This window comes from Pseudomonas sp. JQ36, from assembly GCF_053851495.1.
In genome coordinates this window covers 1,855,467-1,880,320 of record NZ_CM132642.1, presented here as the reverse complement: position 1 = coordinate 1,880,320, position 24,854 = coordinate 1,855,467, and the positions used below count along the sequence as shown (strand labels likewise).

The following is a 24,854-nucleotide window of genomic DNA, read 5'->3' as shown; positions in this document are numbered from 1 at the left end:
TAATGCAGTTCGACGAAATCGAACGAGTAGAAAGCGACGGCGAGGTGGGACTGGTTCGTGAAGCCGATGGGCGTTACCTGTTGAAGGTGCCCTATGGCATGGGGGCAATGAGCGGTGCAGAAGCATTGTCGCTGCTTTACCGCTGTTTCGTGGTATTTCGCCGGACACGACGCGAGCCTGAGGTGCTGACGGCCCGTGATGGCGTCGAGGCCCACGGTAAGGGGAAGGAGCGTATTGGTGACGGGCTTGCATTTCACGATGCGTTGGCGCTGGACGAGTTGTTCGACCGCGTCGACCCACGCAGCCTGCTTTCAATGTGTGAGCGCCGCGGTCGCAGTGTCGACGACCCCTATCGCCGTTTTGATCGACATCTGCATCGTGCGCTGTTTGATCAACGGGGCGCTGCTTACTTTGAGTCGGTCGCGCAGGATCGTCGGGTCGGTCAGTTTGGCAAGGCGGATATCGTAGGCCTCTATTGTTTTTTGGCAGTGGATTTCTATCGGGGTTTTCTGCAGGTAGATCCTCGGTGTGCCTGGGGGAGCTTCGTGGGGGAAGGCGAAGCGCTGGCGCAAGACTTCCAGCATCGTTACCTCAGCGCTGAGGACTCGCTCTATTTTGGCAATGTCCAGTCGCGTCAGCGCAGCCTGAGCCATCTGCGGCACCTGCTGCAGAGTATCGACCGCTGTGCGGCCCCGCGCGACGCTCACTATTATCAGTTGCACGATGCCTTGGAGCGCTACCTGCATGCGGGTACACAAAGCGACCTGGACACGGGACTGATATGGGGCGTGGAAAAGTTCTGGGCTGTCTGGGAGTCAGTCTGTCTTTGTCATGGATTGAGCGAAGGCGAGGGAGGGCTGGAACGCTTCCAGACGTGCGACGACCAGCATCTGCCTCACGGGATAGCCAGCACGGCTATACAGTCTCGCTGGCAGCAGCAGCGTCGAAAGATCTTTGCGCGCAACCACATCAAACGGCGCCCTGATCTGGTGAGGCAGGACGGTAAAAACTGGACGGTAGTGGATTTCAAATACTATGAGCGGGCGACTTTCCAGCGCCCCAAGTGGAGCAAGAATGCAGAAATCGCCAAGGAAGAACGGGACTTTCTGAATCTGGAAGCCTACGGGCTACTGCTGCATAACCATCTGGCCAAAGAGGGATTGAGCGAGCACAAGGTAGGACTGGAAATGTGGTTGCCGGGCGAGCGAGAGGCATGGTTCGAGTTCGTTGGCGAACCGGCATGGGATCCGCCTCTGCGAATGCGAACGCTGGTGACGACCGAGTTGATCAAGGCATATGCCGATCGATACGAGTCCTCGGCAAGGCCCTGATTCCATCACTGTGGGCGCTCTTGTTCTTTCGCCATGGCCGCACGCTACGCAGGCCTTTTGCTGCTCAATGAAACGGCAGATTGATTCATCAAGCCGACTGGACCAGATTAGTGTGGCCTGGCTCACTGATGATGCGTCCCCTGAACGTCGACACATTCGGCAATCGGTGGACAAGAAGCCGACAAATGGGCACAGATCGCTGCGCACAAGCACGCGCGATCATCAAAGAGTAAAACGACTTTTAATGAGTGATTCTACAGCGACAAACAACGGCAACTGGTACGCAGTCATTGCCTTGGCACTGGCTGCGTTTGTGTTCAACACCACCGAGTTTGTCCCGGTCGGCCTGTTGAGTTCGATTGGCAGCAGCTTTGACATGTCGACCGCGCAGGTCGGCCTGATGTTGACCATCTACGCGTGGGTTGTGTCCCTGACATCGCTGCCGATCATGCTGCTGACGCGCAACGTCGAGCGGCGGAAACTGCTGATTGTGCTGTTCGGAATGTTTATCGCCAGTCACATTTTGTCGAGTCTGGCGACCAGCTTCGGGGTGCTGCTGGTGAGCCGGATCGGTGTGGCGTTGTCGCATGCATTGTTCTGGTCGATTACCGCGTCTTTGGCCGTGCGCCTGGCACCCCCGGGCAAACAGGTTCAAGCCTTGGGCTTGCTGGCAACGGGTACTTCGCTGGCGATGGTGCTGGGCATTCCCCTTGGCCGCTTGCTGGGCGAGGCCATGGGCTGGCGCACGACCTTTCTCGTGATTGCAGGCTTTGCGGCAGCGCTGGTGTTCTGTCTGGCGAAGGTGCTGCCGCTGCTGCCCAGCCAGAACTCGGGCTCGCTCAAGAGTCTGCCGATATTGCTCAAGCGACCGGCGCTGGTGGCCGTCTATGTCCTGACGGCTCTGGTGGTAACGGCACAGTTCACCGCCTACAGCTACATCGAGCCGTTCGTACTGACCGTGGCCAACATGAGCGGTGATGTGGTGACGCTGCTGCTGTTGTTATTCGGTGGCGCCGGTATTTTCGGCTCGCTGCTGTTCAGTTACCTGCACAGCTATAACCCGCAGCGCTTTCTGATCATCTGCGTATCGTTGCTCGCCTTGTGCCTGGCTTTGCTGTTGCCGTTGAGCGGCAACGTCTCATACCTCGGCGTGCTGAGTGTGTTCTGGGGCATGGCGATCATGGGCTTCGGGCTGGCGTTGCAGTCGAAAGTCCTGGTACTGGCGCCGGACGCCACCGATGTGGCGATGGCGCTGTTTTCCGGGATCTACAACATCGGTATCGGCGGCGGGGCATTGGTGGGGAGTTGGGTCGGCAGCCAGTTTGGTTTTGCTTACATCGGGGTGGTTGGCGGAATGCTGGCGGCTTCGGCGTTGGCGTTTTACTGTTTGTCGATTTATCGCAACAGCCGGGCTGGGGTTTGATGTTTGGCTGCCTGCTTAATGTGCAGGCAGCTCGAGGCTGTCCGGGTCGCCAAAAAACATTTTGACTTGGCTCTAGAACAATATTTACAGGCAGAAAAAATTCAAACATGCCCCCAATTTTGCCCCAGTTGGATCAGGTTTGTGAGTGATCGCGAATGGCGATTTCTTACATAAAACAAGATGGATTCGGATGGCTTTCAGTCTACCTTCATCTCAGATTGGACTGTTTGGTATTGATAGTCGGTTGGTGAAGGCAGAGGGAGTGGCGCGTTTGAGCACTGTTTTTCGGGGTACACCTGAAATGATGTTCGCTGATAGCATGTGGCCACTGAATAATCAGCGCTGATTTTCACATTAATTTGGTGAATGCAATGTCCGATGCTACAGGGAAGTACTTAGACGTTTATCAAAGCTGGCAGCAACACCTCTTCAACTTCAACCTGGCAGTGCGGGATACCAATACGCCGGGCTTGCGTAAGCCTCAGCTTGCCGCCCTATACGCTTCACTGGGCCACCTGGTGATGTCTCCGGCCACGACGGCAACGATCGTGATGCCAACGGGTACCGGCAAGACCGATACCATGCTTGGTCTGCTTATCGCAGGGCGGTTGGCAAGGACATTGGTGCTCGTCCCGTCAGATGCCTTGCGTTCCCAGCTTGTCGAAAAATGCCTCGGGCTGAAAAAACTTCGGGAGATCGGTGCTGTTTCTGCCACAGTACTTAACCCTGTGGTTAGGGCGATCGGCTCAGGAATGTCGGCTGAAGATGTCCAACAGCTTGCCGAGGCGAATGTAATTGTCGCTACCCCGCAAGCATTGCAGCGATTCGACACAGAGTCCCTCCAAGCCTTGGCTGAGCTCTGCAGCCACCTGATCATCGATGAAACCCATCATGTGGCCGCCATGACATGGGGGCGGGTGAAAACCGCGTTTAAAGAGAAGCCATGCCTGCAGTTCACTGCTACGCCTTTCAGGGAGGACAATCAGCCCCTTGAAGGTAAGATTATCTACAACTACCCGTTGAAGGATGCGCAGATCGATGGCTACTTCAAGTCGATCGAATTTCACCCCGTGCGCGAATACAACCTCGAGTTGGCTGACCAAGTGGTTGCTGATAAGGCGGTAGAGTTGTTGCGAGGCGATCGAGAGCAAGGCTTTAACCACCTACTGATGGTACGCGCACGATCGCAAAAACGTGCTGAAGCCCTGTTTGAGCTCTACAAAAAGCATGAAGACCTCTCACCCATTCTCATCCACAGCAAGGTGCCGAATCGGGTCAAGCTGCTGGGTGAAGTTGTCGAGAAGAAGTACAAGATCATCGTCTGCGTGGACATGCTCGGCGAAGGCTTCGACCTGCCAGAGCTGAAAATCGCGGCTATTCACGACCAGCATCGCAGTCCGGCCGTCACGCTACAGTTCATCGGTCGGCTAACCCGGGTTGATGACACGCTAGGCGACGCCAAATTCGTCTCAAACATTGCCAACCAGAAAGTCGATTACCAGATGGCAGTGCTTTACAAGGAAAGTGCCGACTGGAGCGCCGTGATTCGAGATGTGAGCCAAGACAAGATCGCCCGCGAAATCGAAAAAGAGACGTTCACTGAACAGTTCCCGGATGATGCCGACTCCGAGGAGATCTTCGGGTTGAACCCAAACCCCAAGATCAGTGCGATCGCCTACCATGTGGAGCGCGACCATTGGCGGCCAGAGAAAGCGAATCACTTCTCCCAGAAGAAAGAACCGTTGCAGTTCCTTTCTATCAACGACGATTCAGACACCATCATCATGGTGACCCGACGAGAAACACCCGTCGGATGGGCTCAGACCTCGGCGATTGTGGACACGAACTGGATTCTGTACTTGGCGTACTACCACGCGCCCGACAAGACGCTCTTCATTCACTCCTCTGGTGATGAGTCGCAAGCGACGCGTTTTTTGAATTTGATTGCAAAGGATGCCAGGCGAATCAACGGTGAGCCTACCTTCCGAACCCTGCACGACATCAAGCTCATAAAGCTGCAGAACGTGGGGCTGTCCAGGACACGCAAGGATCTGAGATTCACGATGCACGTCGGGCGGGACATCAATACCGTCATCAGTGAAATCGAGAACGGCACGGCGAAAAAGTCCAACATCTTCGCAACGGGCTATGAAGATGGACTGCGCACCACCGTTGGCTGCTCTCACAAAGGGAAGATCTGGGAGATGAACTCTTCCAGCATCATTTACTGGATTGAGTGGTGCAAGCGCGCCTCACGGAAACTCAACGATGCCACGATCAATCCTTCTGAAGTGCTCAAGGATGTGATTCGTTCGGAGAAGATTGAGGGAGCCTGGCCAACGGGAATCTTCTATGCTGATTGGCCTGAGTCCATTGCGATCGAAAACGAGCAGAAAATTTCGGTGACGTTCAATGGTGAGATCTTCAACCTGCTTGATGTCGAGCTTGGCAAACCTCAGCGGACCGACGATCTGACACTAGAAGTGCCCGTCATCGCCATAGCAGCAGATGGCACGGAGCGTCAGCTTCCTGGCATCACAATACGGTTACTGAACGACAGCTACAAAGTGTCCTGCCCGGGGGTGAAGATTATTTTCGCTGAAGAGAGCTCGTTTGAGCAGTACTTGGATGCGAACCCTTTGGTATTGCTAGCCGTGGACGGTTCGATGGTCGAGGGCAATTACCGGTTCTACACACCCAATAGCTTGGACTTGAAGCTTCCTATAGCGCTGATTGAGGCTTGGGACTGGGGGACCACCCAGATCCACAGCGAGTCCATGAGGGCAACTCGTAACATGGACACCGTCCAAGGGTTCACCTACAGCCGAATCGAGGACGACTATGCATTCATTTTCAACGATGATGGCGCAGGTGAGATTGCGGATTTGGTGGCAATCAAAGAGAGCAAGGACGCAATCTTTGTCGACCTTTACCACTGCAAGTATTGCCCCCAAAAAGATGGCGAGGCTCGACCTGGAGCTCGTGTGAGCGATGTCTATGAGGTCTGCGGCCAGGCATCACGATCAGTAAAGTGGCTGCACACCGAGGAAAAACTCTTTAATCGATTAATGGGTCGGTACCAGCAATCGCTGCCGAAAGGGTTCGACAGAATCCTCAAGGGTGACCCAATAGATTTGGAGCTGCTTCGCAACAAATGTCACGATCATGAGATGATTTTCAGATTTGTAATCGTGCAGCCCGCCATTTCAGCAGCGAAAATCTCCGCTGATCAGCTTACTGTCCTCGGTACAAGTTATTCCTACATCAAGAGTGTGTCTGGTTCGGATGTCCGGGTCATTACCAGCGCGTAAAATAAAATTTATAACGCGTTTCAGTGGAGGTGAGCGTGGGAAAGGAATGGAAAAGTTACGTGCACTTGAATGCGGCGACGGGTCAGAGAGAGTCTACCTATACATATATGGGTAGAAAATGCGTTAAGTTTGTTTTGGATTCTCACCTTTGCAAGCAAATGCTTGCTTATGCGGCGATAGAGAGAGATCTCACCGTTGCGATAGTGTGGCTAAAGAAAATAAGTGACATAAAATTGCCTAGTGCGAATGATGCACTCCATGTTGATAGTTCAGCCATGGTTGATAGGGAGATAGTGAAGGCTTTATTTGTGGCTGCAATTTCTTTTTATGGGAAGTGTTTTACTGTTGGTGACGGTAGACCAGTAAAGCTTGAGCGCATCATGCTTCCTGAGGCATTACGAGAGACGCATGACACTGCAATGACTTACAGGCATGACTACGTATCGCATAGTGGATCTCGCGGCATTGAAAGCGGTCGGGCTTATTTTGTCAGACAAAAAAACATCGAACGAGGTAAGCCTTTCGGGTATGGCATAAAGGTCGAAATGTTTCAACCTGACTTGGTGTGGTTTAGAGAGGGTGATAGTAATTTGTGGATTGAGCTTTTTGAAGGCGCTAGATCGGTCGCTGAAAAGAAACTTAATTTATTGCAGGAAAAAATTTATGTGGAGGAAATTGAGTCCAAATCTGATGAATTGTTCGGTTTAGGGTTTGAAGCTTTTGATAGCAATTCAAGGCCAGATTAGCTGCTCATGCTTGACTTTTTTGGGGGGCGGCTGAAGTTCGTCGCTTAGCTGGTTTTTTTGGTGTCAAGTTTTATTGTATTCTTATGTTGGGATGAGATTTTAAAGTCAGCTTGTGGCTCCGCGACACTTTCAGAGCTTCTGAGCAAAATAGGACATTCTTCTGATGGTAAGCGGGGAATGAATAGTCCGGCAATTCGGGGCGTTCAGCGATTCGGTCCTTGACCGGACGCGGAGCGATGTCGGTTTTTTGCGTGGTATTTTATGTTCAAAGTTTGATGATCAATAATCATAAAAGGAAGGTATTAGATGGCTCTCGAACCGAAGGATCTATTCGATCACGCAATGCGAAGGGCAGATCATTTTCTCGATCTTTACGACTTGGTTCACAATTCCCGGCAGCGAAGTATACGAAGCGATTGGAAAGCAAATTTTATCTCATTGATGCGCTGGCCAAAAAATGAAAAAATAGTCCGTATTGATGGTAAGGATAAAAAAAGCTTACTTATTCTCAGAGAGTCAGCCGGGCTTTCGCGGGAAAGCTTTACACATGACTATGCATCTGAATTATTGCGCGGAGCTATTTCGGCAACAGTCTCTGCGTTAGATCGCTACATGCACGAGATTGTTGCAAAGTACTTCCTGAAAATCCTCAACTTGCCGTTGGAGTCTCAGTCGAAAGAATTTCGCTCTATCTCTCTTCCTGTAAATGCTGTGAAGAGAGCTACCGACAAGCTTAGATCTGATGCAGCCGCTCGGCCTGGGAATATTATCAAGGAGGAGGTTAGAAAAATTTTGCATCGTGACTTCACATTTCAAACGGCTTCCAATATTCAGAAAGCCGCTACCATTCTTGGTATAAAGGATTTTTGGCGCAAGGTTACCGTAGCTATGAATAACGGAAGCCAAAAAGATATCACTGATAAATTGAATGGCATAGCTCGCCGACGAAACCAAATCGTGCATGAAGCAGATCTTATTATCCAGTCGCGAGGTCGGGAGGTTAAAATGCGTGACATATCAAAACAACAAGCTTTAGACGCCGTTGTGTTTATGAAGGATCTAGTAATTGGGTTTGATAAAGTGATTCAGGCAGAAATGGCCTGATGCAGTTATCTAGGGGGAGCTGCTAGGTTTTCTCCGATCTGTCCATAGTACTTAGTTTTGGAGATTATATCGAAGGATTAGGCCCAGACCTAGGCTAAAAAGTAATGCTGCCGCTATCTCCAGCGAACGGTATTTCGGCGGTTACGCTATGATAGTACTTGTCCCGAGTTAGGGCTTGGCTGCAAGGATCAACGTCAGATGAGCGTCCCCAAATACGATCTTCACCTCTTGGGTTGGCATAGCTTTCAGCAGTTATGTATGGCTGTAGCCTCTACGGTATTGGGTCAGTCGGTCGAGACGTTCCTAGAGGGAAATGATGGAGGTCGCGACGGTGGGTTCAAGGGGACGTGGTCTCCTCAGCCAAATGAGTTGTATGAAGGCGCGTTCGTCTTCCAGTGTAAGTTCACATCGCGCCGTGATCATAATCTGACGCTTTCAGATGTAGCTGGTGAGCGTGAAAAAGTGCTCAGACTCGTCGCCAAGGGGCAGTGTGATGTCTATGTTCTGATGACGAACGGAGACTGGACTGGGCAGAGCCATCTCAAGATCAAGCAGGCGTTTGAAGATGCTGGGGTCAAGCACGTTCTGCTGCTGGGTTCCACATGGATCTGCGAGAAGATCCAGCTAAATAGTAACCTGCGCATGAATGTACCTCGGCTCTATGGTCTGGGTGACCTCAGTCAGATCTTGGATGAGAGACGGTACAAGCAGACGAAGGCGCTGCTGACAGAGCTTCCTGAGCTTTCAAAGCTTGTGGTGACTGGCACGTATCGCAAAGCACTCCAGGCCCTCCAGCAGCATGGTTTTGTTCTCTTGGTTGGAGAGCCCGCCGCAGGAAAGACGACGATTGCCTCACTTATGGCCATGTGTGCGATGGATAAGTGGGGAAGTAGGGTATTGAAGCTGGAAAAGCCCGAGCAAATTCGAGATCACTGGAATACGGACGAAGCATCGCAGTTCATCTGGATTGATGACGCCTTTGGAGCGATGCAGTACGAAGCCGACCTGGTGATGGAATGGAATCGGATACTCCCGGCGCTTTCGACGATGATCCGAGCGGGCCATCGTGTAGTCCTGACTAGCCGTGATTACATCTACAACAGCGCACGGCGTGACCTCAAGAGAACGGCATTTCCTTTGATCGAGGAAAGCCAGTTGGTCATTGACGTGAAAGAGCTGACCCCACGAGAAAAGTCAGAAATCCTCTACAACCATGTGAAGCTTGGCAACCAACCGCAGCGGGTTCGGACAGCTTTAAAGGAGTTTCTTCCTGCGGTGGCAGCTCACAGTCGGTTCGCTCCTGAGACAGCTCGGCGGTTGGGCAGTATTGAATTCACCAGGGCCCTCAAGATCGACCAGAGAAGTATCGATGAGTTTGTCGCCAAGCAGGAGCGATGGCTCGTTGAGACAATGCATGGCATGGATGACGAAAGTCAGGCCGCATTGGCTTTGCTTTACATGAAGCACGGAGCGATCGAAAGCCCGGTCAACCTCTCAGGGGATGAGATGAAGACAATTGAAAGGTTAGGTGGTAACCAAGCCGGTTGCATCCGTGCGCTTGAGAGTCTCCGGGGAAGCTTTGTACAAGTAGCAGATACTGCTGAAGGACGCTATTGGCGGTACAAGCACCCAACGATTGGCGATGCGTTTGCTTTGATTCTCGCCCAGAGTCCTGATCACCTGCAGATTTTTGTAGATGGCACACCCATTGAGCGCTTGATGGAACTTGTGACGTGCGGCGATGCGGGCATCCAGAATGCTACGATTTTGCCGTCGAGCATGTTCGCAGTGATCGCAACACGATGCTATCAGTACGTCACTTGTGGGGCCGAAGTGGTGCGCATGAGGCGGGGCAGATTGTACTCTTTTCTGCTGCGCAGGACTGACGCCGTATTTCTGGCCATGTACTCGAAAATTGATGGTGAACTGGCCTCCAGCCTGGTTCGTGATTTTGCGAGAAACCTATTCACGATGTCGTCTGACCTTGCACTGCGCTTGCTTCGACAAGGCCTTTTTGAGGAATCAGCAAGGGGTGCGATCTCGACCAAAATTCACGGCTTTGTGTTCGATGAGGATGACCTAGGGTACATCTACGATCAGGACATGCATGAGTTCTTTAGTGACCAGGAGCGGGAAGACTTCTACAGCGATGTACAGAAGCATGTCTTGCCTGACCTAGACAGGATTCGCCAGTCTCAGCAGGAAATGTATAGCTATGAGGACGATCCTGATTACCACCTTTCTGATTTTATTGATCAGCTAGAGGGAATACGTGCGGCTTTCCCTGAATGGCCCAGGGTGGAGGATGTGGTCGAAACTCAAAGGCGCCGAGTCGACGAGTGGGTGAGCGAAGTATCACAAGAGCGGGGAGAAGAGCCTGCAGTTGGCCGAAGCGATCTGATGCGGCCATCTGCACAGGAGGGCGGCCGAAACATCTTTGACGATGTCGATCTCTAGACCAGGTAAACGAGGGTATACCGATGCCCGATCAAGCTTTTGAGTAACGAACTGTAAACGCTCAGAACGACATAAAGTCATGGGCGGAGAGAAGCGACCTCTGGGACGAGATCAGCTTTATGGCGATGCTGATGGCAGTCTGCCGCTCTTCGACATCATCTCGCCGTGAAGAACGGAAAATGAGGTGACTTAATCACCTCAGTCTGGACAACAGATCGATACAAATCAAAATTGTTCGCTGGCTCAAACTCGTGGTCGGCGGTGTTCATCGCAATCACAACCGTTGTATCCCAAGAATACGCTGTTGTAGTTTCTGGGTTTCACTTCAGCTTTCGTGTGGATGCATTTGAACCTATAAGTGACGTGTTGAGCCGCAGTTTTCCAATCGGCATCCACTAGCTCCAGACCAATGGATCGGCCTCTCTCTCGAAGCGCCTCCAGGTATTCACCACCCTTTAATTTCATTGTGTTCCGGCGTCGCTCTTTGACTTCTGGATGATTTCGTGCGCAGCGGGGACAGCACTTCCACTTTGCAGTTTCACGCACGATATAAGGCGATTTAAACTCGTTGTCGCATATGTTGCATTGCCATGAGTAGCTATGCCATTTTCCGTACCATGCCGTTTCTTTCACACTGAGGTTATGTTCATCAGCCAGTGCAAGCAGCTTCTTTTGGCCATTCAGGTTGAACAATGGAATGTGAGATAGCAGCAGCAAAGGCTCTTGAACAACACACTGCTGTTTCAGACAAACCTTATCAAGGCCTTCCAGGATCTTCTTTCTTACATCCGCAGCCTCAAACGGGTACATGAACTCGTTTATTACAATTAGTTTGATTTCCAGCTCTTCGCACATAACAGCCTTCTGCTCATCTCGCTGAATTTGGCGCTGGTAGCTCGCCTCCGTACGGTGCCGAGCCCTTTGGGAGTGCCATGCGCCTTGGTATTCAAACGCAACTTTGTACTGCGCATTGTATCCATCCAGTTCGAGGCTGGCGTGGGGCTGAATCAAGTGAGGATGATCTTTCTGCTTAAATCGCCGTTTCTGTAGCGAAAATCCGAAGCCCTCTTCAAGAATACTGCGGGTAATTGCCTCGCCAACGAAAGGAGAGCAATTTGGGCAGCTTCGACCACTAAAAATCTTCTGCGGGACTACGTTTGCCTCATGGCCTTCATTGCAGCGAACCAACATGGGTTCACCTTGGTTCTTGTAATCATGCTCTGGGGTGAGAAGGCTAAAACCATGTTTGGCCAATTTTGCTTGGACCTCGATGTAAGGTTTGCGGTAGCGCAGTCGAGAAACGTCTCCCTTGCAACGCTGGCATCCTGAGGGTGCTCGGTTGCCTTTTTGTACGTGCGCCGCTGCAGACGGTGTAAACGTAAAATCATGCTGCTTGCAGTAGGCAGTGATTTTGCTGACACGTGTGACTAGCTCCTCCTCTAAGTTAGGATATTCGTACTTTCCAGAGTGGGCCGCGAAAGCCGCCTCTCTAAAGGCTTGGAGCAAGGCATGGTGTTTAGCACGGCGGTTTTGTTCGGTGGTCAACGCCCGCGATTGGCTCTTGCAAACCCCGCAAAACGGCGTGCCACGCAGATGTAGTTCGGCGCTGATACTGCCGCGAACATCATGCTCAACGCAGAGGATGCTGATTTTTTCTTGGCCACTGGCTTGGCTGAAATTCGTTTGGCCATAATCGAAACGGTCAGCGAAGCGTTGGCGTGCCGACCTGATGAACTGGTCTTGGTAGGCGCAAATATGGCAACCCGTGCCGCCCAGATGCTCTTCAGGCTTTAATTTGAAGGCTCCGTGGGTGTGGCAGATCACTTGGCACGGCCGGGAAAACGAGATAAAGAGGTTTTCCTCGTAGCGGTACTGAGCTCGGTGTTTGCGCGTGGCGTCGATGCTAAATCTCAGAAAATCAGGGTTTCGACTGGTTTCCAAATAACGTAGTTCGGGGGGCAAGCTGCTCACCAGCGCTGCTAAAGCAGGCCGATTTTTAAGTTCGTTTACACAGTGACGACAACCACCGCCCGACAGCAGGGCGCTCGCAGTCAAGCTCCAGCTATGTCTATGTCGACTGCAGAATGCCTGGACAATCGTTTTGAAGCCTGACCAGACACCGAATCGAACCGAAAGAATCGAGCCAAATTTCTGCTCAATACGCGCCCGAAGTACTGGCTCGGTGATCTTGAGGTTATCAGCCACGCACTTCTTGCACTGACTACCGCTCGCATGTCGCTCGGCGCGTTGAGAGAACAGGCCGTGCTTGGGGCAAATGATGCGAATATTTTTGCTAAAGCCTACATAGCTTTCGGGCTGATACTGGTAGTAACCGTTATGCGTCAAATTTGCCCTAGTCAGGAACTCCTCAAATTTGACGCTCCGCTGGCTGTACAACTCCGCATTGCTCTTTTTTAACTTTGCACTCTTGCAGGCAGGGCAGCCACTGCCCTTCAAATGGACCTCGGGAAGTTGCCAGAACTCGATGCAGTGCTCAAGGCAGTATATGAGTAATTTTGTCTTGGCATTGAGATATACCAATTTGCCGTAATCAAAGGCGTCCCCGTGCCTGGCTTTGGCCTCGGCGACGAAGACCTCCCGAGTCTTGCCATGTCGAGCCCTTACGCTGTCAGCCTTGCATTGCCTGCAGCCGCCCTTCTTGCTCAGATGCTGATCGGGATTTATCTCAACTTTTTCGGGGGGGGTGTGCCTCAGGCAGTGAAGAACTACAGGTGCGCGCGCTGAGTGCCAGAGGGTCTCGGAGTAACTGAACTGCTGGCCAAATTTCGCCTTTGATTTGGCGATGAAAGCCTCGGTGTCCTTAATACGGCTGATGATTTTTCTCCTTGAAATCAATCTGAGAGGCAAATCTTAGCAGAGCATTGAGTTGGCGGCTGGACGGCAGTGTCGCCAGAAATACAAGCGGTGGCAGCGCTGCTGTCGTCCGCTTATTCCATTCACACAGCGTGTGTCCATGGTCAGGCGGTTTTTGATAGACAAATATTCTCCAATCCACAGGTATTATGGAAGGTACATATTTGTACATGCAATATTCCCGAGGGGCAGTGCTGTGCGGCACAGATGCGCTCAGTAGACTGACCATGGCTGCGGTAGATCATGGTTTTTGGTTTGTTTTGAAGTAAAGATGTGCTAACGCAGTTGCCTATCCAAAAGACCAGCGAAACCGGGCAACTGCTGCCGCATCAGTGGACACCTGACTTACAAAAGGTGAGTTGGACGCTTGCTTACGTGGGGCTTCAGGCTGGGAGCATCCTTTTCAAACAATCCATAGCATGCCCTCAAATATGTCCCCAATGTAGCAATCCTCTGGAAGTGAATGGAGCTCCATGGTTTGTGGAAAGGCAGAAATGGTCAGCCGAATAGCCTATCCGGCGGCGCCTAAAGACTCTCAGGATCGCCAAAGAACATCTGAATCCGCGACCGCAACCAACGTTCCCCCGGATCATTATCCTGCGATCCACGCCAAGCCATATGCAACTCAAACGTACGCGTCGGCAACGGCGGATCTTCCGCGCGCACACCGCCCGCAGCCGTCAGCGCCTCCGCTGTGTAATCCGGTACTGTCGCGACGATGTCGGTGCCGGCAAGGAGCGTACTCAAACCGTTGAACTGCGGCACGGCCAGTACCACATGGCGTTTGCGCCCGAGTTTCTCCAGCTCTTCATCAATAAAGCCACTCAGGTCGCCCGCGAACGACACCAGTGCATGCGGACGCGCGCAGTAGTCATCCAGACTGAGCGGGCCGGGCACGGTGTCGGCGCGCAGCAGTTTTGGCTGGCTGCGGCGCAGTACCTTGCGCTTGGCGTTGGCTGGCAGGTCGGTGGTGTAGCTGACGCCGATGGAGATTTCGCCGGAGGCCAGCAGGCCCGGCATCAATATGTAGTTGACTCGGCGCACGACGAGGACGATGCCCGGGGCTTCGGCGCGCAGGCGTTTGAGCAGCATCGGCAGCAGGGCGAATTCGACGTCGTCGGACAGGCCGATGCGAAATACCGAGGTGCTGGTGGCCGGGTCGAATTCGGCGGCACGGCTGACGGCAGTGGAGATCGAGTCGAGTGCCGGCGAGAGCAGGGCAAAGATCTCCACCGCGCGGGCGGACGGTTCCATGCTGCGTCCGGTGCGCACGAACAGCGGGTCATCGAACAGGCTGCGCAGGCGCGAGAGCGCCGCACTGATCGCCGGCTGGCCGAGAAACAGCTTCTCGGCGGCGCGGGTCACGCTGCGTTCGTGCATCAGTGTTTCGAATACGATCAACAGGTTCAGGTCGACACGACGCAGGTCATTACGATTCATCTGGAGTCCTGGCAGAGTCATCAAGCTTGACGAGAGCGACCATATGAGAACAATGGCCGGCATGAATATTACGGGGAAAGGCTGGTACTCTGCACCGCTAAATTCAGCTTTACCGGGCCGATTGCGGCATTTTTTCATCGATTTTGCCAATGCCGTTCATACTGCGGAATCAATGACAGGCATGTCGACTATTAATAGCCACTGATAGTCATGGGTCAAAAGCCCAGATAGAGTTCAGGGCATTAGAGGTTACTTTGACGAGGTTTGCGATGTCCCGCACGATCCGTTTTCACAAGTTTGGTCCGGCCGAGGTGCTCAAATGCGAAGAGCATGCGGCCGCTCAGCCAGGTCCTGGCGAAGTGCAGGTGCGTGTCGAGGCGATCGGCATCAGCTGGTACGACATTCTCTGGCGTCAGAACCTGGCCTCGTCCCAGGCACGCCTGCCGTCCGGTCTCGGCCATGAAATGGCCGGTGTGGTCACTGCGGTTGGTGACGATGTGGACGATCTGTCGGTTGGCGACAAGGTGGCCAGTTTTCCTGCCGAAAGCCCGAATGACTACCCGGTGTATGGTGAGCAGATCGTGCTGCCACGCACCGCGCTGACCCGTTATCCGGATGTGCTCAGTCCGGTCGAGGCCAGCGTGCATTACACGCCGTTGTTGATCGCCTATTTCGCCTATGCCGATCTGGCGCGGGTCAAGCCCGGGCAGTTTGCTCTGGTCACTGACGCCAGCCATTGCGCCGGTCCGTCCTTTGTCCAGTTGGGTAAGGCCATGGGTGTGCGGGTGATTGCGGCGACAAAAACCGCCGATGAGCGCGATTACCTGTTGTCCCTGGGTGCCGAGAAAGTCATCGTCACCGAGGAAGAAGATCTGTTGATGCGAATCAACAAGATCACCGACAACCGTGGTGTCGACGTGGTGTTCGACGGTCTGGGCGGTCCGCAGATGTCGTTGCTCGGCGATGTGCTCGCACCGCGTGGCAGCCTTGTCCTGTATGGCCTGCAGGGCGGTAACCAGACACCATTCCCGGCCTGTGCGGCGTTTCAGAAGAACATCCAGTTCTTCGTGCACTGCATCGGCAATTTCACCGGTAAACCCGAGCTGGGCATTACTCAGGACCACGTCGCCTTGCAGCGCGCCCTGCGTGATATCAATCAGTTGACGGCCGACCGCGTGCTGCTGCCGTTGAAGACACGGGTTTTTCCGTTCAACGAGTTCGTTGAAGCGCACCGCTACATGGATGAATGCCCTTGTCGTGAACGGGTCGCCCTGCAGGTCGAACCCGCGTAACTCCCTCCGAACAGAGTCCGTGGCCCCACGGACTCTTGCGTTTTACCCCTCGCAAATAATCAGACAGACCAAGCATGGTGCGTGGCCGGTTGTGCATCTGAACCGGTTTTTGTCTGCAATCTGTATCTTCTAATCGCCATATAAGCCCTGATAATTGAATGATTACTTTCATCTCAAGGAATGAACCATGTCTGTGCATTCTGTTTTCCATTGCGCGTTTAATGTTTCCTCTCGTGGGCGATATGCCGGATTTTGTTTAATGACTGTAGGGTATTTCCTATTGTTGTTCTGCTTTTGTTGTACTCAATGTTCGTGGGACGCTGTAAGAAGTTTCCTCAGATATTTTTAGTTAAGAAAAAACTCAATAAAGACAGGGGCTTACGTCGACTGAAGCGGTTGGGTTGCAGGCTCCTTCGCAGCAAGTGTTTCAAATAACTTCAAAATCATAAGTGTTAGTATTTGATCGTCTATTACTTATTGATGAATTTATTGCGCCAGCGTCATCGCTGATGCGTGATATGAATTTTTTACGCCGGGTAAAGTACTGATGAGCACGATCCATGATCAGGCAATGAACTATGTCTATCAGCAAGTATTGCAACGCCTGCTGAGTTTCTTTTCCAGAGCCGAGCGCACAGCGCTGCAGTTGCTGATCCAGCGGCTGGTGGTCGCCGCCGGCGGAATGGAGCGCATGGGTGAATACAAGGTCATGGTGACGCCATCCGGTACCCGCGACAGTTGCTACATGCTGGCGCTGCTGCGCGCCGCCCAGTTGAGTATCGCCGGCCGCGCACCCGCCACGTTCCAGTTGCGTGTCGCCACCTTGCGCCGCAGCGGAGCGGGGGCGGCGGCGCTGAACAACCTGCACCGCAGCTTCGCTGCCTTGTTTCTGTATGACGATCCCCGTGTCGAGTTGCTGATGGTGGAACATCGACAAGTGTTGCCGTTCAACCCACTGGCACCACTCGAAAAGGACAGTGCGGATGCCCATCGCACCAATCTGCTGATGATGGGGCATCGACGTGCCAGGGGCGAGAGGCTTGAGTGGCGGGACGACGCCTGCCTGGCCTGGGCCGAATTTTGTGGCCAGATTGCGCGCTGGGGTAACGGCGTCGATGCCTGGCTCGCCAGCGAATCGCCGCGTCGCCAGAAGCAGTTTGTCGAAGACCTCGACCGGGCCGTGCAGAAAGCCGATATCGGCGCGCTGAAGTCCAATTCCGGGACCTTCGATGAGCTGTTCGCCTTGCTGGACGGCTTGGGAGGGGATTTGTATCGCGGTTTTTACCCCGAATCGGAGCGGCAATGCTGGCGCCCCGAGGGGGGCTTCGAGTCATGTCGTCGCACTACATTTGTCGACATTCATGACATGGCGGTCGGCAATCTTGAAGAACGCTGGCCGCTCTTGAGCGAGTTTCTGGGGTTCGAAGCAGAGGAAGGGATGTTTCATCTGGGTGAGGGTGAATATGCCGACCCCTTGATCGAGGCCCATTTACGCGGTCTGGAAGCCGAATTCATCAGCGGCCGCAGCTATGAAGCGGGGTTCTCGGAGCATGTCCAGCGCATGCTGGCGAATATGCAGATGCAGCGGGTGCCGGAACCGGTCTGCGAGCAGATGATCGCAAGACTGGGGCAACGGCAGACCACTGAAGAGCTGCGCGAAGCGGCGGCGAACTGGCTGCTGCAGACTTACGGTCTCAACGAAGCGCAATGGGTCTGCCTGCTGTTCACGCCGTTCATCGAGCGTGGAGCCGGGCTCGAGCGGTTCCTGCGCAGTTGTCATCCCGGCATGTTGGTGGCGCTGCCTGATTTGCATCGGGCCATGCAGGGGTTGCACGGCCCGGAGCAGGTGCTGCAGTGGATGGTGGACGTCAGCGGGTTGCCGGTCCGGCTCATCTGTCGCCTCTACGCCATGGAACCCTTGCCAGCGCATGGTGCGCCCCGGCAAGCACTGGAGGCGGCACTCGACGCGGCAGGTCTCGATGGCGCCGGCGTGGGTGACCGGTCAGCGGAACGATGAGGTGAGCGAGCGATCCTTCGGCGCACCGTCGGTTATGGCGTCCGCCTCATGAAGGCTGCACGGGAATCCGGCTTTGCCTACCAGGCGGTCTACCGTTACCTGATGCGCTTGATGGCCGAATCGGCTGGCGATGGCAATGCTAGGCTGCCATCGCTGCGTCAGTTGGCAGATCGTTTGAACGTGTCGATCTCGACCATTCAATACGCCTATTCGTTGCTCGAAAAGGAAGGGCGGATCTATTCGGTGGCCAAGTCCGGGTATTACGCCAGGGCGGTTTCGGGGCTGAGGCCACCCGCCATGAGCAATGATCTGCTCGAAACGCTCTATGTCAACGCGCGGCAGCCGGGCATGCGTTTGTTGAATGCTGATGATCCGGTTTCGCTGCAATCACTGGACAGTCCATTGCTGTTGTTGGAGCGTGAACTGCTGCGCCAGTATCCCCGCCAGCCACCGTTGCTCGACCAACCCTGTGGTGAGCTGGAATTACGCACCGTTCTGGCGGCCCGCTATACCACCTCGCCGAAGCAATGCTGGCACGCCGAGGATGTTTACATCGGCGCGGATATGTGCGGGGTGCTGGAGATCCTGGTGGCCGTTCTGCAGCTCAGGCACACAACCATACTGGTCGAGTCGCCCTGTGACTGGGTGATACTGCGGTTGCTGCAGGCGGCAGAGGTGCGGGTGATCGAACTGCCGTTGCAGTCCTGTGGCGGGCTGGAGCCGCAACGGCTGGAAACACTGCTCAAGACCGAAGATGTGCGCCTGATTCTGCTGTCCTCGGGCCTGTGCATGCCGCGCGGTACACCGGTTCCTGCGGATAACCGCAACACGATTGCCGGCTTGCTTGGCGAGCACGGCACCTGGGTGCTGGAAAACGACTGCTACGGTGAACTGGGTGAGGCAACCGGCGCCGAGCGTTTGCGTGATCATCTGGATCCTGACCGACTGCTGATCTTCTCCACGTTCGAGAAATTCATCGGTCTCGAAGCTCCCTACGGGTACGTGTTGTCGCGCCAGTGGAAGAACGAAATGCAGCGGCATTTTCTGATGCGCTCGTTCCGGTTATCGCCCGTGCGCCAGAAGGCCATCGCTCGTCTGTATGGAAACGGTCGGGTCGATCAGCATCTGCACGTGCTTCGCCGGCTCCTCAAGGAGCGGCGCACCCCGATGATCCAATTGTTGCGCGAGCGTCTGGGCGATGCGCTACAGGTTGTAGAACCACAAGGCGGGGCGACGGTCTGGGTGCGGGCACGGCGGCCGCTGGACATGCGCGATGTGTTTCAGCGCCTGCTCAGGCAACAGGTACTGATCGCGCCCGGCGAGCTGTTCAGCTTGCAGGGATTGCACCGTCGGCATCTGCGCTTGAGCCTGCTGGATCATGGCGAGAGCGGCTTGGGTGGAGCGCTCGACAGGCTGGGTGATGCATTGCGCTTGGCGCCGCTGGAGTGAACGTTGAAATCTGTCGGATAGATCCCGTCGCGCTGTGGTCGAACTGCCAGTAAACTGCGCTGTATTTCCTGAACCACTCTATTTCAGAGGTTTTGCATGACTATCAGTCCTTTTGCGGGCAAACCGGCACCGGCAGAATTGTTGGTCGACATCCCGCGACTGGTAACGGCTTATTACACCGGCCAACCGGACGCTTCGATTGCCACCCAGCGTGTGGCGTTTGGTACTTCCGGACACCGCGGCAGCTCTTTCGACCTGAGCTTCAATGAGTGGCACGTCCTGGCGATCAGTCAGGCGATCTGCCTGTACCGCGAAGCGCAGGGCATCACTGGCCCGTTGTTTGTCGGTATTGACACTCACGCGCTGTCGACCCCGGCCGGGGCGAGTGCGCTGGAAGTGCTGGCCGCCAACGGCGTGACCGTGATGATTGCCGAAGGTGACGAGTACACGCCGACCCCGGCGGTATCGCACGCGATCCTCTGCTATAACCGTGGCCGTACTTTGGGGCTGGCCGACGGCATCGTGATTACGCCCTCGCACAACCCGCCACAAAGCGGTGGCTACAAATACAACCCTACCAACGGCGGTCCGGCCGATACCCACATCACCAAGTGGATCGAAGCCAAGGCCAACGAACTGCTGGCGAACAAACTGGCGGGCGTCAAACGCATCAGCTACGAGCAGGCGCTCAAGGCCAGCACCACCCACCGTCACGACTACCTGAACACTTACGTCGCCGACCTGATCAATGTGATCGACTTCGATGCCATTCGCGACGCCAAGCTGCGTCTGGGCGTAGATCCGTTGGGCGGAGCAGGGGTGCGCTACTGGTCGGCGATTGCCGAGCATTACCGTCTTGATCTGGACGTGGTGAACAAGCAGGTCGATCCGACTTTCCGTTTCATGACCGTCGATTGGGACGGTCAGATCCGCATGGACCCATCGTCCAGCCATGCCATGCAAGGTTTGATCGGTCTTAAGGAGCGTTACGACGTAGCCTTCGCCTGCGACCCGGATCACGATCGTCACGGCATCGTCACCCCGTCGGGTGGTCTGCTGGCACCGAACAACTATCTGGCGGTGTCCATCGACTATCTGTTCCAGAACCGTCCGCAATGGCGCGCCGATGCGGCTGTGGGTAAAACCGTGGTCAGCAGTGGTCTGATCGATCGCGTGGCCAAGCGTCTGGGACGTCGTCTGTACGAAGTGCCGGTTGGTTTCAAATGGTTTGCCGATGGCCTGTTCGACGGCTCGCTGGGTTTCGGTGGCGAGGAGAGTGCTGGCGCTTCGTTCCTGCGCAAGGATGGTGGCGTCTGGAGCACCGATAAGGACGGTCTGATTCCAGCGCTGCTGGCGGCGGAAATGACCGCGCGTACCGGGCGTGACCCAAGCCAGGCTTATCGCGCACTGACCGATGAACTGGGCGAACCGTTCTCGGTGCGCGTAGACGCCAAGGCCAACCCTGAGCAGAAAGCGCTGTTGAGCAAACTGTCGCCGGAGCAGGTGACGTCGACCGAGCTGGCAGGCGAGAAGATTCAGAGCATTCTCAGCCATGCGCCGGGCAACGATCAGGCCATCGGCGGTTTGAAGGTGATGACCGAGAACGGCTGGTTCGCCGCGCGTCCTTCCGGCACTGAAGACATCTACAAGATCTACGCCGAAAGCTTCATTGGCGACGACCACCTCAAGCAATTGGTGGCCGAAGCGCAAACGCTGGTGGATGGTGCTATTTCCACGAAATAGTAGTTAACACCAAAAAAACTGTGGCGAGGGAGCTTGCTCCCGCTCGGCTGCAAAGCAGTCGCAAAAGGACGCTTCGCGCCCCGGCGGGAGCAAGCTCCCTCGCCACAAGGGTTGGTAGCCGTAAAATCATGTGGATAAAGGGTGACCCAATTGGTCACCCTTTTTCATACCTGCAATCTAGGCGAGATCCACCAGAACGATTTCGCTGTCCTCCAGCGCCGTCACTGTGAGCACCGACTCATGCTCGACGGCAACACCGTCTCGAGCTTGCGCGCGCAAGCCATTGACTTCAATCAAACCGGTAGCGGGTACCAGATAAGCTCGGCGTCCCGCATCCAGCTGATATTCAGCAGTTTCGCCGGCCTTGAGGTTGGCCGCGACCAACCGCGCATCGCCGCGAATGCGCAGGCTCTGATCGTCGCCGTCCTTGCCGCTGGCCAGGGTCACGAAACCCTCGCGCTGGCCTTTGGGGAACGGTTTGGCGCCCCACGATGGCGGTGCGCCGGTTTCCGTCGGCAGAATCCAGATCTGGAAGATGCGAGTCTCTTTGTCCTCCAGGTTGTACTCACTGTGCGCGATGCCGGTGCCGGCGCTCATGACCTGTACGTCGCCAGCCTCGGTACGGCCCTTATTGCCCAGGTTGTCCTGGTGGGTAATCGCACCTTCACGCACATAGGTGATGATTTCCATGTCACGGTGCGGATGCAGCGGAAACCCGGTGCCGGCGGCGATCACGTCATCGTTCCACACCCGCAGATTGCCCCAGTTCATGCGCTGCGGATCGTAGTATTCGGCGAACGAAAAGTGGTGATGGGCATCCAGCCAGCCGTGGTGAGCGCCGCCCAGCGTATTGAAAGGTCTGAGTTCAAGCATGATCGTCTCCTCAAAAGGTTCGTCATGGGGCGTAACGCCAGAGCCACGAAGCGAGACCGTCGGTTAATGACGGGCATCATCCATCAGTCAATCATCGAGAAAAAGCGTAAAAAGTGCGGCATTCTCATCGAATCCGTTGATGGGAAACCGGCTCGAAACAATCTCACGCAACTTTCAGTTCATCGCCTAAACCAATGAGCTGTAAGCATTTCGCTAGAACTCATAAGCAAATAAAGCCACCATAGCCCCCCAACAGCCTCACACACTGGAGCCCCTCAGCGTGGCGCAACACACTCCCGATCTGCCTCCCGAACTTCGCCCACTGGCCGAGATGCCATGGTTCAAGCGTCTGGCCGCGCGTTTCTTCGGCCATGGCCTGACACGCTTGCGCGCTCAACACCGTGCGTCATGGCTGCACGGCCAGGCGGACGGTTTTCGCAGCGGTCACACCGCTGGCGTGGAGTACGGCTTCAAGGAGGGGAAACTCGAAGGGCTGGAAGAAGGCCGGCAAGTGCTGTTGATTCGTGACAGTCGCAGCACCGAGCATCGTCCACCGAGCGTTGATAATCATCTGTTCGACGACTGGCGCCTGCCGCTCACCGCCGAGCTGAAGAAGCGCATGAAGGCTGACGTGGCACGCCTGTTGCCCGAACATGCCCAGCCAAGCGCTGCGCAATGGAAGATGATTTTCAGTGACACCCCCTCGACCTCGGTGATCGCCGGGGCGGGGGCAGGCAAGTCGACCACCCTGGTTCTACGTATTCTGCTGCTCACGCATTATCTGGGCTTTGAGCTGGATTCGATGACCGTGGTGACCTTCACCCGCGAGTCGCGCAAGGATTTCATCAATAAGCTGATCGAGATGTTCGCGCTCTGGGGGCGGCCATTGAGCCTGAAGCACGCGCGGGATCTGGTGCGCACCTTTCACTCACGCATTCTGCCAATGGTTCGCAGCTTGCCGGGGTTCGAGCGCTTGCAGGCGTTTGAAAACCTTAGCCTGCGACCTCAAGGCGCTGACGAGGAGGTCGACAGCAACCCGTTCGATCTGCGCATCAACGATGCCCAGCGCCAGCAGCTCAACGCCTGCTATCACCGCTTGTTCAATCAAGACGAACGCTTCCGCCAGTTGATTCAACCGCTGGCCAAAGCTGCCTTGCAGCTCAAGGAACTTGAGCGCGATCACCCGGACGTGCAGAAACGCGTGGCGGTGACCGAACTGGCGGCCAAGCGCGACGAAGAATTGTGCGATGCCATCGAAGACCTGTGGTTTCGCGCCGGTGCCTGGCCGATCAAGGGCATCGAGCCCAGCCGGCAGACGTTCGAGATCAACGGGTCGACCTTCCACTGTCATGGCTACATTCCCAGCCTCGATGCCTGGGTGGTGCTCGGCTTCGATCCCCGGGAAAACCCGCAAATTTGCCGGCCCAACGCCAAGCTCAGCGTACGCGCCGAGTGGGCCGTCAAGCGCACCCTGTTTCAAGCTTTCTGTCGTAAGCCATTGATTTGGCTAGACAGTTATGAGGCCTCAAAGCGGGTGTTGTCGACCTTGGCCGGCGACGCGAGCGCCGGTCCAGGCTTCGACTACAAGGTCAAAGGTGAGCTGGTCTCGGCGCCGCTGCTCGATTGTTTTGTCGCGGCGGCCGGCTTCATCGAAAACCTTGGGCTGGATGTGCCGGATGCGGTCGGCCGCATGAGTTTTGCCAAAGACGACCCGGATCGGTTTTTCTTTGAGGCGCTGAGCCTGTTCTGGCGAGCACTGGAAGATCATCTGCTCGATCAGAAGCCGCCGGTGATGACCTACAACCGAATGTTCGCGCTGTTCAGCGAGCATTCGCCGGAGAACCTCAAGTTGCTCAGCGATGAGCTGCTGCGGCCCATGTCGCACCTGATGATCGACGAGTTTCAGGACGTATCGCCGCAGATCGTCTCGTGGATCCGCGCCAGCCTCGCGGAAATCCGCAGTCGCGGTCCGGCCATGCATGTCGGGCGGGGCGCGCAGCGCTCATCATTGCTCTGCGTCGGCGACGATTGGCAGTCGATCTACGGCTGGCGCGGCAGTTCGCCGAGTTACTTCATGGAGTTCAACAAGGAATTCCCGTCACCGAGCACCACGCGGGTGATGCTCAGCGACAACTATCGCAGCCATCAACACATCATCGATGCTGCCGAGCACATCGTTCGCGCCGCGCCGGCAATTCCCGGCAAGAAGGCCAAGGCCAGCGGCGCACCCAAGCCGGTGCAGCCGGTCAATGTGCTGGAGCGTGATGACCAGGCCCTGGGGCAGCGCTTGGCTGAACATTACAATCGTGGTGATTCGATCTTGATGCTCTATCGAAAAAGCAGCGATAAGTTATTGATAGAACAGCATATTCAGCCTGTAGTTAATGTTGATTCGAGCTTGCCGTACGAAGCGCGACGGCTGAAACAGCTGACTTACCACAGCGCCAAGGGGCTGCAGGCGGATGCGGTGTTCCTGCTCGGGGATTGCCAGCACCTGACCAGCTCACCGTACAAGAATCAGGTCTACCGCATGGCCGGCCTGGGCAAGGCTGGTGACAGCGAGCCTTATGACACGGCGCAGAAGGACGAGATTCTGCGGCTGGCCTACGTGGGTATCACCCGGGCGGTCAGCCATTGCTACTGGTACGTCGAGCCGCAGGATACTCAGGCCGTGAACATGCCAAGGGCGTCCGATCGGGTTGTCCCAGGCAAGGCGTTCTTCGCCGATCACCGGAAACAGCCGCAAAACGCCTAATACACACGCACAAAAAAGCCCGCCTGAATTGGCGGGCTT

The 24,854-nt window shown here is 55.2% G+C and carries 14 protein-coding genes; 11 read left to right on the top strand and 3 right to left on the bottom strand.

The window, feature by feature from the left end; genetic code table 11:
* The first annotated feature begins 2 nt into the window (after nt 1–2).
* The 6 genes from ACS4NR_RS08340 to ACS4NR_RS08315 all read left to right on the top strand — a co-directional run bounded on the left by ACS4NR_RS08340 (nt 3) and on the right by ACS4NR_RS08315 (nt 10,372).
* Nucleotides 3–1,331 carry a hypothetical protein gene (locus ACS4NR_RS08340; RefSeq protein WP_456019681.1) on the top strand — a complete coding sequence of 443 codons (1,329 nt, stop codon included), beginning with the start codon at nt 3–5 and terminating at the stop codon, nt 1,329–1,331.
* Between the two features lie 244 nt (nt 1,332–1,575).
* A complete protein-coding gene (locus ACS4NR_RS08335) occupies nt 1,576–2,754 on the top strand; it encodes a sugar transporter (protein ID WP_456019679.1) in 1,179 nt (392 codons plus the stop codon).
* A gap of 371 nt (nt 2,755–3,125) precedes the next feature.
* A complete protein-coding gene (locus tag ACS4NR_RS08330) occupies nt 3,126–6,065 on the top strand; it encodes a DEAD/DEAH box helicase (protein ID WP_456019677.1) in 2,940 nt (979 codons plus the stop codon).
* A gap of 35 nt (nt 6,066–6,100) precedes the next feature.
* Nucleotides 6,101–6,811, top strand: a complete 711-nt coding sequence (locus tag ACS4NR_RS08325; protein ID WP_456019675.1) for a hypothetical protein — start codon at nt 6,101–6,103, stop codon at nt 6,809–6,811.
* A 306-nt stretch (nt 6,812–7,117) separates the two neighbouring features.
* Nucleotides 7,118–7,915, top strand: a complete 798-nt coding sequence (locus ACS4NR_RS08320; RefSeq protein ID WP_456019674.1) for a HEPN domain-containing protein — start codon at nt 7,118–7,120, stop codon at nt 7,913–7,915.
* Between the two features lie 198 nt (nt 7,916–8,113).
* Nucleotides 8,114–10,372, top strand: coding sequence for an nSTAND3 domain-containing NTPase (locus ACS4NR_RS08315; protein WP_456019672.1), 2,259 nt, complete (start codon nt 8,114–8,116; stop codon nt 10,370–10,372).
* Between the two features lie 243 nt (nt 10,373–10,615).
* Here the strand turns inward: ACS4NR_RS08315 and ACS4NR_RS08310 are convergent, their stop codons facing one another.
* Nucleotides 10,616–13,240, bottom strand: coding sequence for a hypothetical protein (locus ACS4NR_RS08310; protein WP_456019671.1), 2,625 nt, complete (start codon nt 13,238–13,240; stop codon nt 10,616–10,618).
* 531 nt (nt 13,241–13,771) lie between these two features.
* Complete coding sequence (locus ACS4NR_RS08305) at nt 13,772–14,686, bottom strand: LysR family transcriptional regulator (protein ID WP_267794818.1); 915 nt, start codon at nt 14,684–14,686, stop codon at nt 13,772–13,774.
* Nucleotides 14,687–14,955: 269 nt separating this feature from the next.
* On the opposite strand from ACS4NR_RS08305, the gene ACS4NR_RS08300 reads away from it, so the two are divergent.
* From ACS4NR_RS08300 to pgm, 4 genes are all read left to right on the top strand, one after another.
* Nucleotides 14,956–15,978 (top strand): zinc-dependent alcohol dehydrogenase family protein, encoded by a 1,023-nt coding sequence (locus tag ACS4NR_RS08300; RefSeq protein ID WP_253149879.1) that lies wholly within the window; start codon nt 14,956–14,958, stop codon nt 15,976–15,978.
* 547 nt (nt 15,979–16,525) lie between these two features.
* A complete protein-coding gene (locus tag ACS4NR_RS08295) occupies nt 16,526–17,995 on the top strand; it encodes a hypothetical protein (protein WP_456019670.1) in 1,470 nt (489 codons plus the stop codon).
* Between the two features lie 48 nt (nt 17,996–18,043).
* A complete protein-coding gene (locus ACS4NR_RS08290) occupies nt 18,044–19,444 on the top strand; it encodes an aminotransferase-like domain-containing protein (RefSeq protein WP_456019668.1) in 1,401 nt (466 codons plus the stop codon).
* Between the two features lie 96 nt (nt 19,445–19,540).
* Complete coding sequence (gene pgm, locus ACS4NR_RS08285; RefSeq protein WP_456019667.1) at nt 19,541–21,187, top strand: phosphoglucomutase (alpha-D-glucose-1,6-bisphosphate-dependent); 1,647 nt, start codon at nt 19,541–19,543, stop codon at nt 21,185–21,187.
* Between the two features lie 177 nt (nt 21,188–21,364).
* Here the strand turns inward: pgm and ACS4NR_RS08280 are convergent, their stop codons facing one another.
* The gene (locus ACS4NR_RS08280) at nt 21,365–22,060 is read right to left on the bottom strand and encodes a pirin family protein (RefSeq protein ID WP_123586423.1); all 696 of its coding nucleotides are present in this window, start codon (nt 22,058–22,060) and stop codon (nt 21,365–21,367) included.
* Between the two features lie 280 nt (nt 22,061–22,340).
* Between ACS4NR_RS08280 and ACS4NR_RS08275 the strand changes: the two genes are divergently transcribed.
* Nucleotides 22,341–24,815, top strand: a complete 2,475-nt coding sequence (locus ACS4NR_RS08275; protein ID WP_456019666.1) for a UvrD-helicase domain-containing protein — start codon at nt 22,341–22,343, stop codon at nt 24,813–24,815.
* Nucleotides 24,816–24,854: the final 39 nt, after the last annotated feature.

Excerpts from the sequence above, each read along its gene's own strand:
- ACS4NR_RS08340 (WP_456019681.1), top strand. The coding sequence starts at position 3 with ATGCAGTTCGACGAAATCGAACGAGTAGAAAGCGACGGCGAGGTGGGA.
- ACS4NR_RS08335 (WP_456019679.1), top strand. The coding sequence starts at position 1,576 with ATGAGTGATTCTACAGCGACAAACAACGGCAACTGGTACGCAGTCATT.
- ACS4NR_RS08330 (WP_456019677.1), top strand. The coding sequence starts at position 3,126 with ATGTCCGATGCTACAGGGAAGTACTTAGACGTTTATCAAAGCTGGCAG.
- ACS4NR_RS08320 (WP_456019674.1), top strand. The coding sequence starts at position 7,118 with ATGGCTCTCGAACCGAAGGATCTATTCGATCACGCAATGCGAAGGGCA.
- ACS4NR_RS08315 (WP_456019672.1), top strand. The coding sequence starts at position 8,114 with ATGAGCGTCCCCAAATACGATCTTCACCTCTTGGGTTGGCATAGCTTT.
- ACS4NR_RS08305 (WP_267794818.1), bottom strand. The coding sequence starts at position 14,686 with ATGAATCGTAATGACCTGCGTCGTGTCGACCTGAACCTGTTGATCGTA.
- ACS4NR_RS08300 (WP_253149879.1), top strand. The coding sequence starts at position 14,956 with ATGTCCCGCACGATCCGTTTTCACAAGTTTGGTCCGGCCGAGGTGCTC.
- ACS4NR_RS08295 (WP_456019670.1), top strand. The coding sequence starts at position 16,526 with ATGAGCACGATCCATGATCAGGCAATGAACTATGTCTATCAGCAAGTA.
- ACS4NR_RS08290 (WP_456019668.1), top strand. The coding sequence starts at position 18,044 with ATGAAGGCTGCACGGGAATCCGGCTTTGCCTACCAGGCGGTCTACCGT.
- pgm (WP_456019667.1), top strand. The coding sequence starts at position 19,541 with ATGACTATCAGTCCTTTTGCGGGCAAACCGGCACCGGCAGAATTGTTG.
- ACS4NR_RS08280 (WP_123586423.1), bottom strand. The coding sequence starts at position 22,060 with ATGCTTGAACTCAGACCTTTCAATACGCTGGGCGGCGCTCACCACGGC.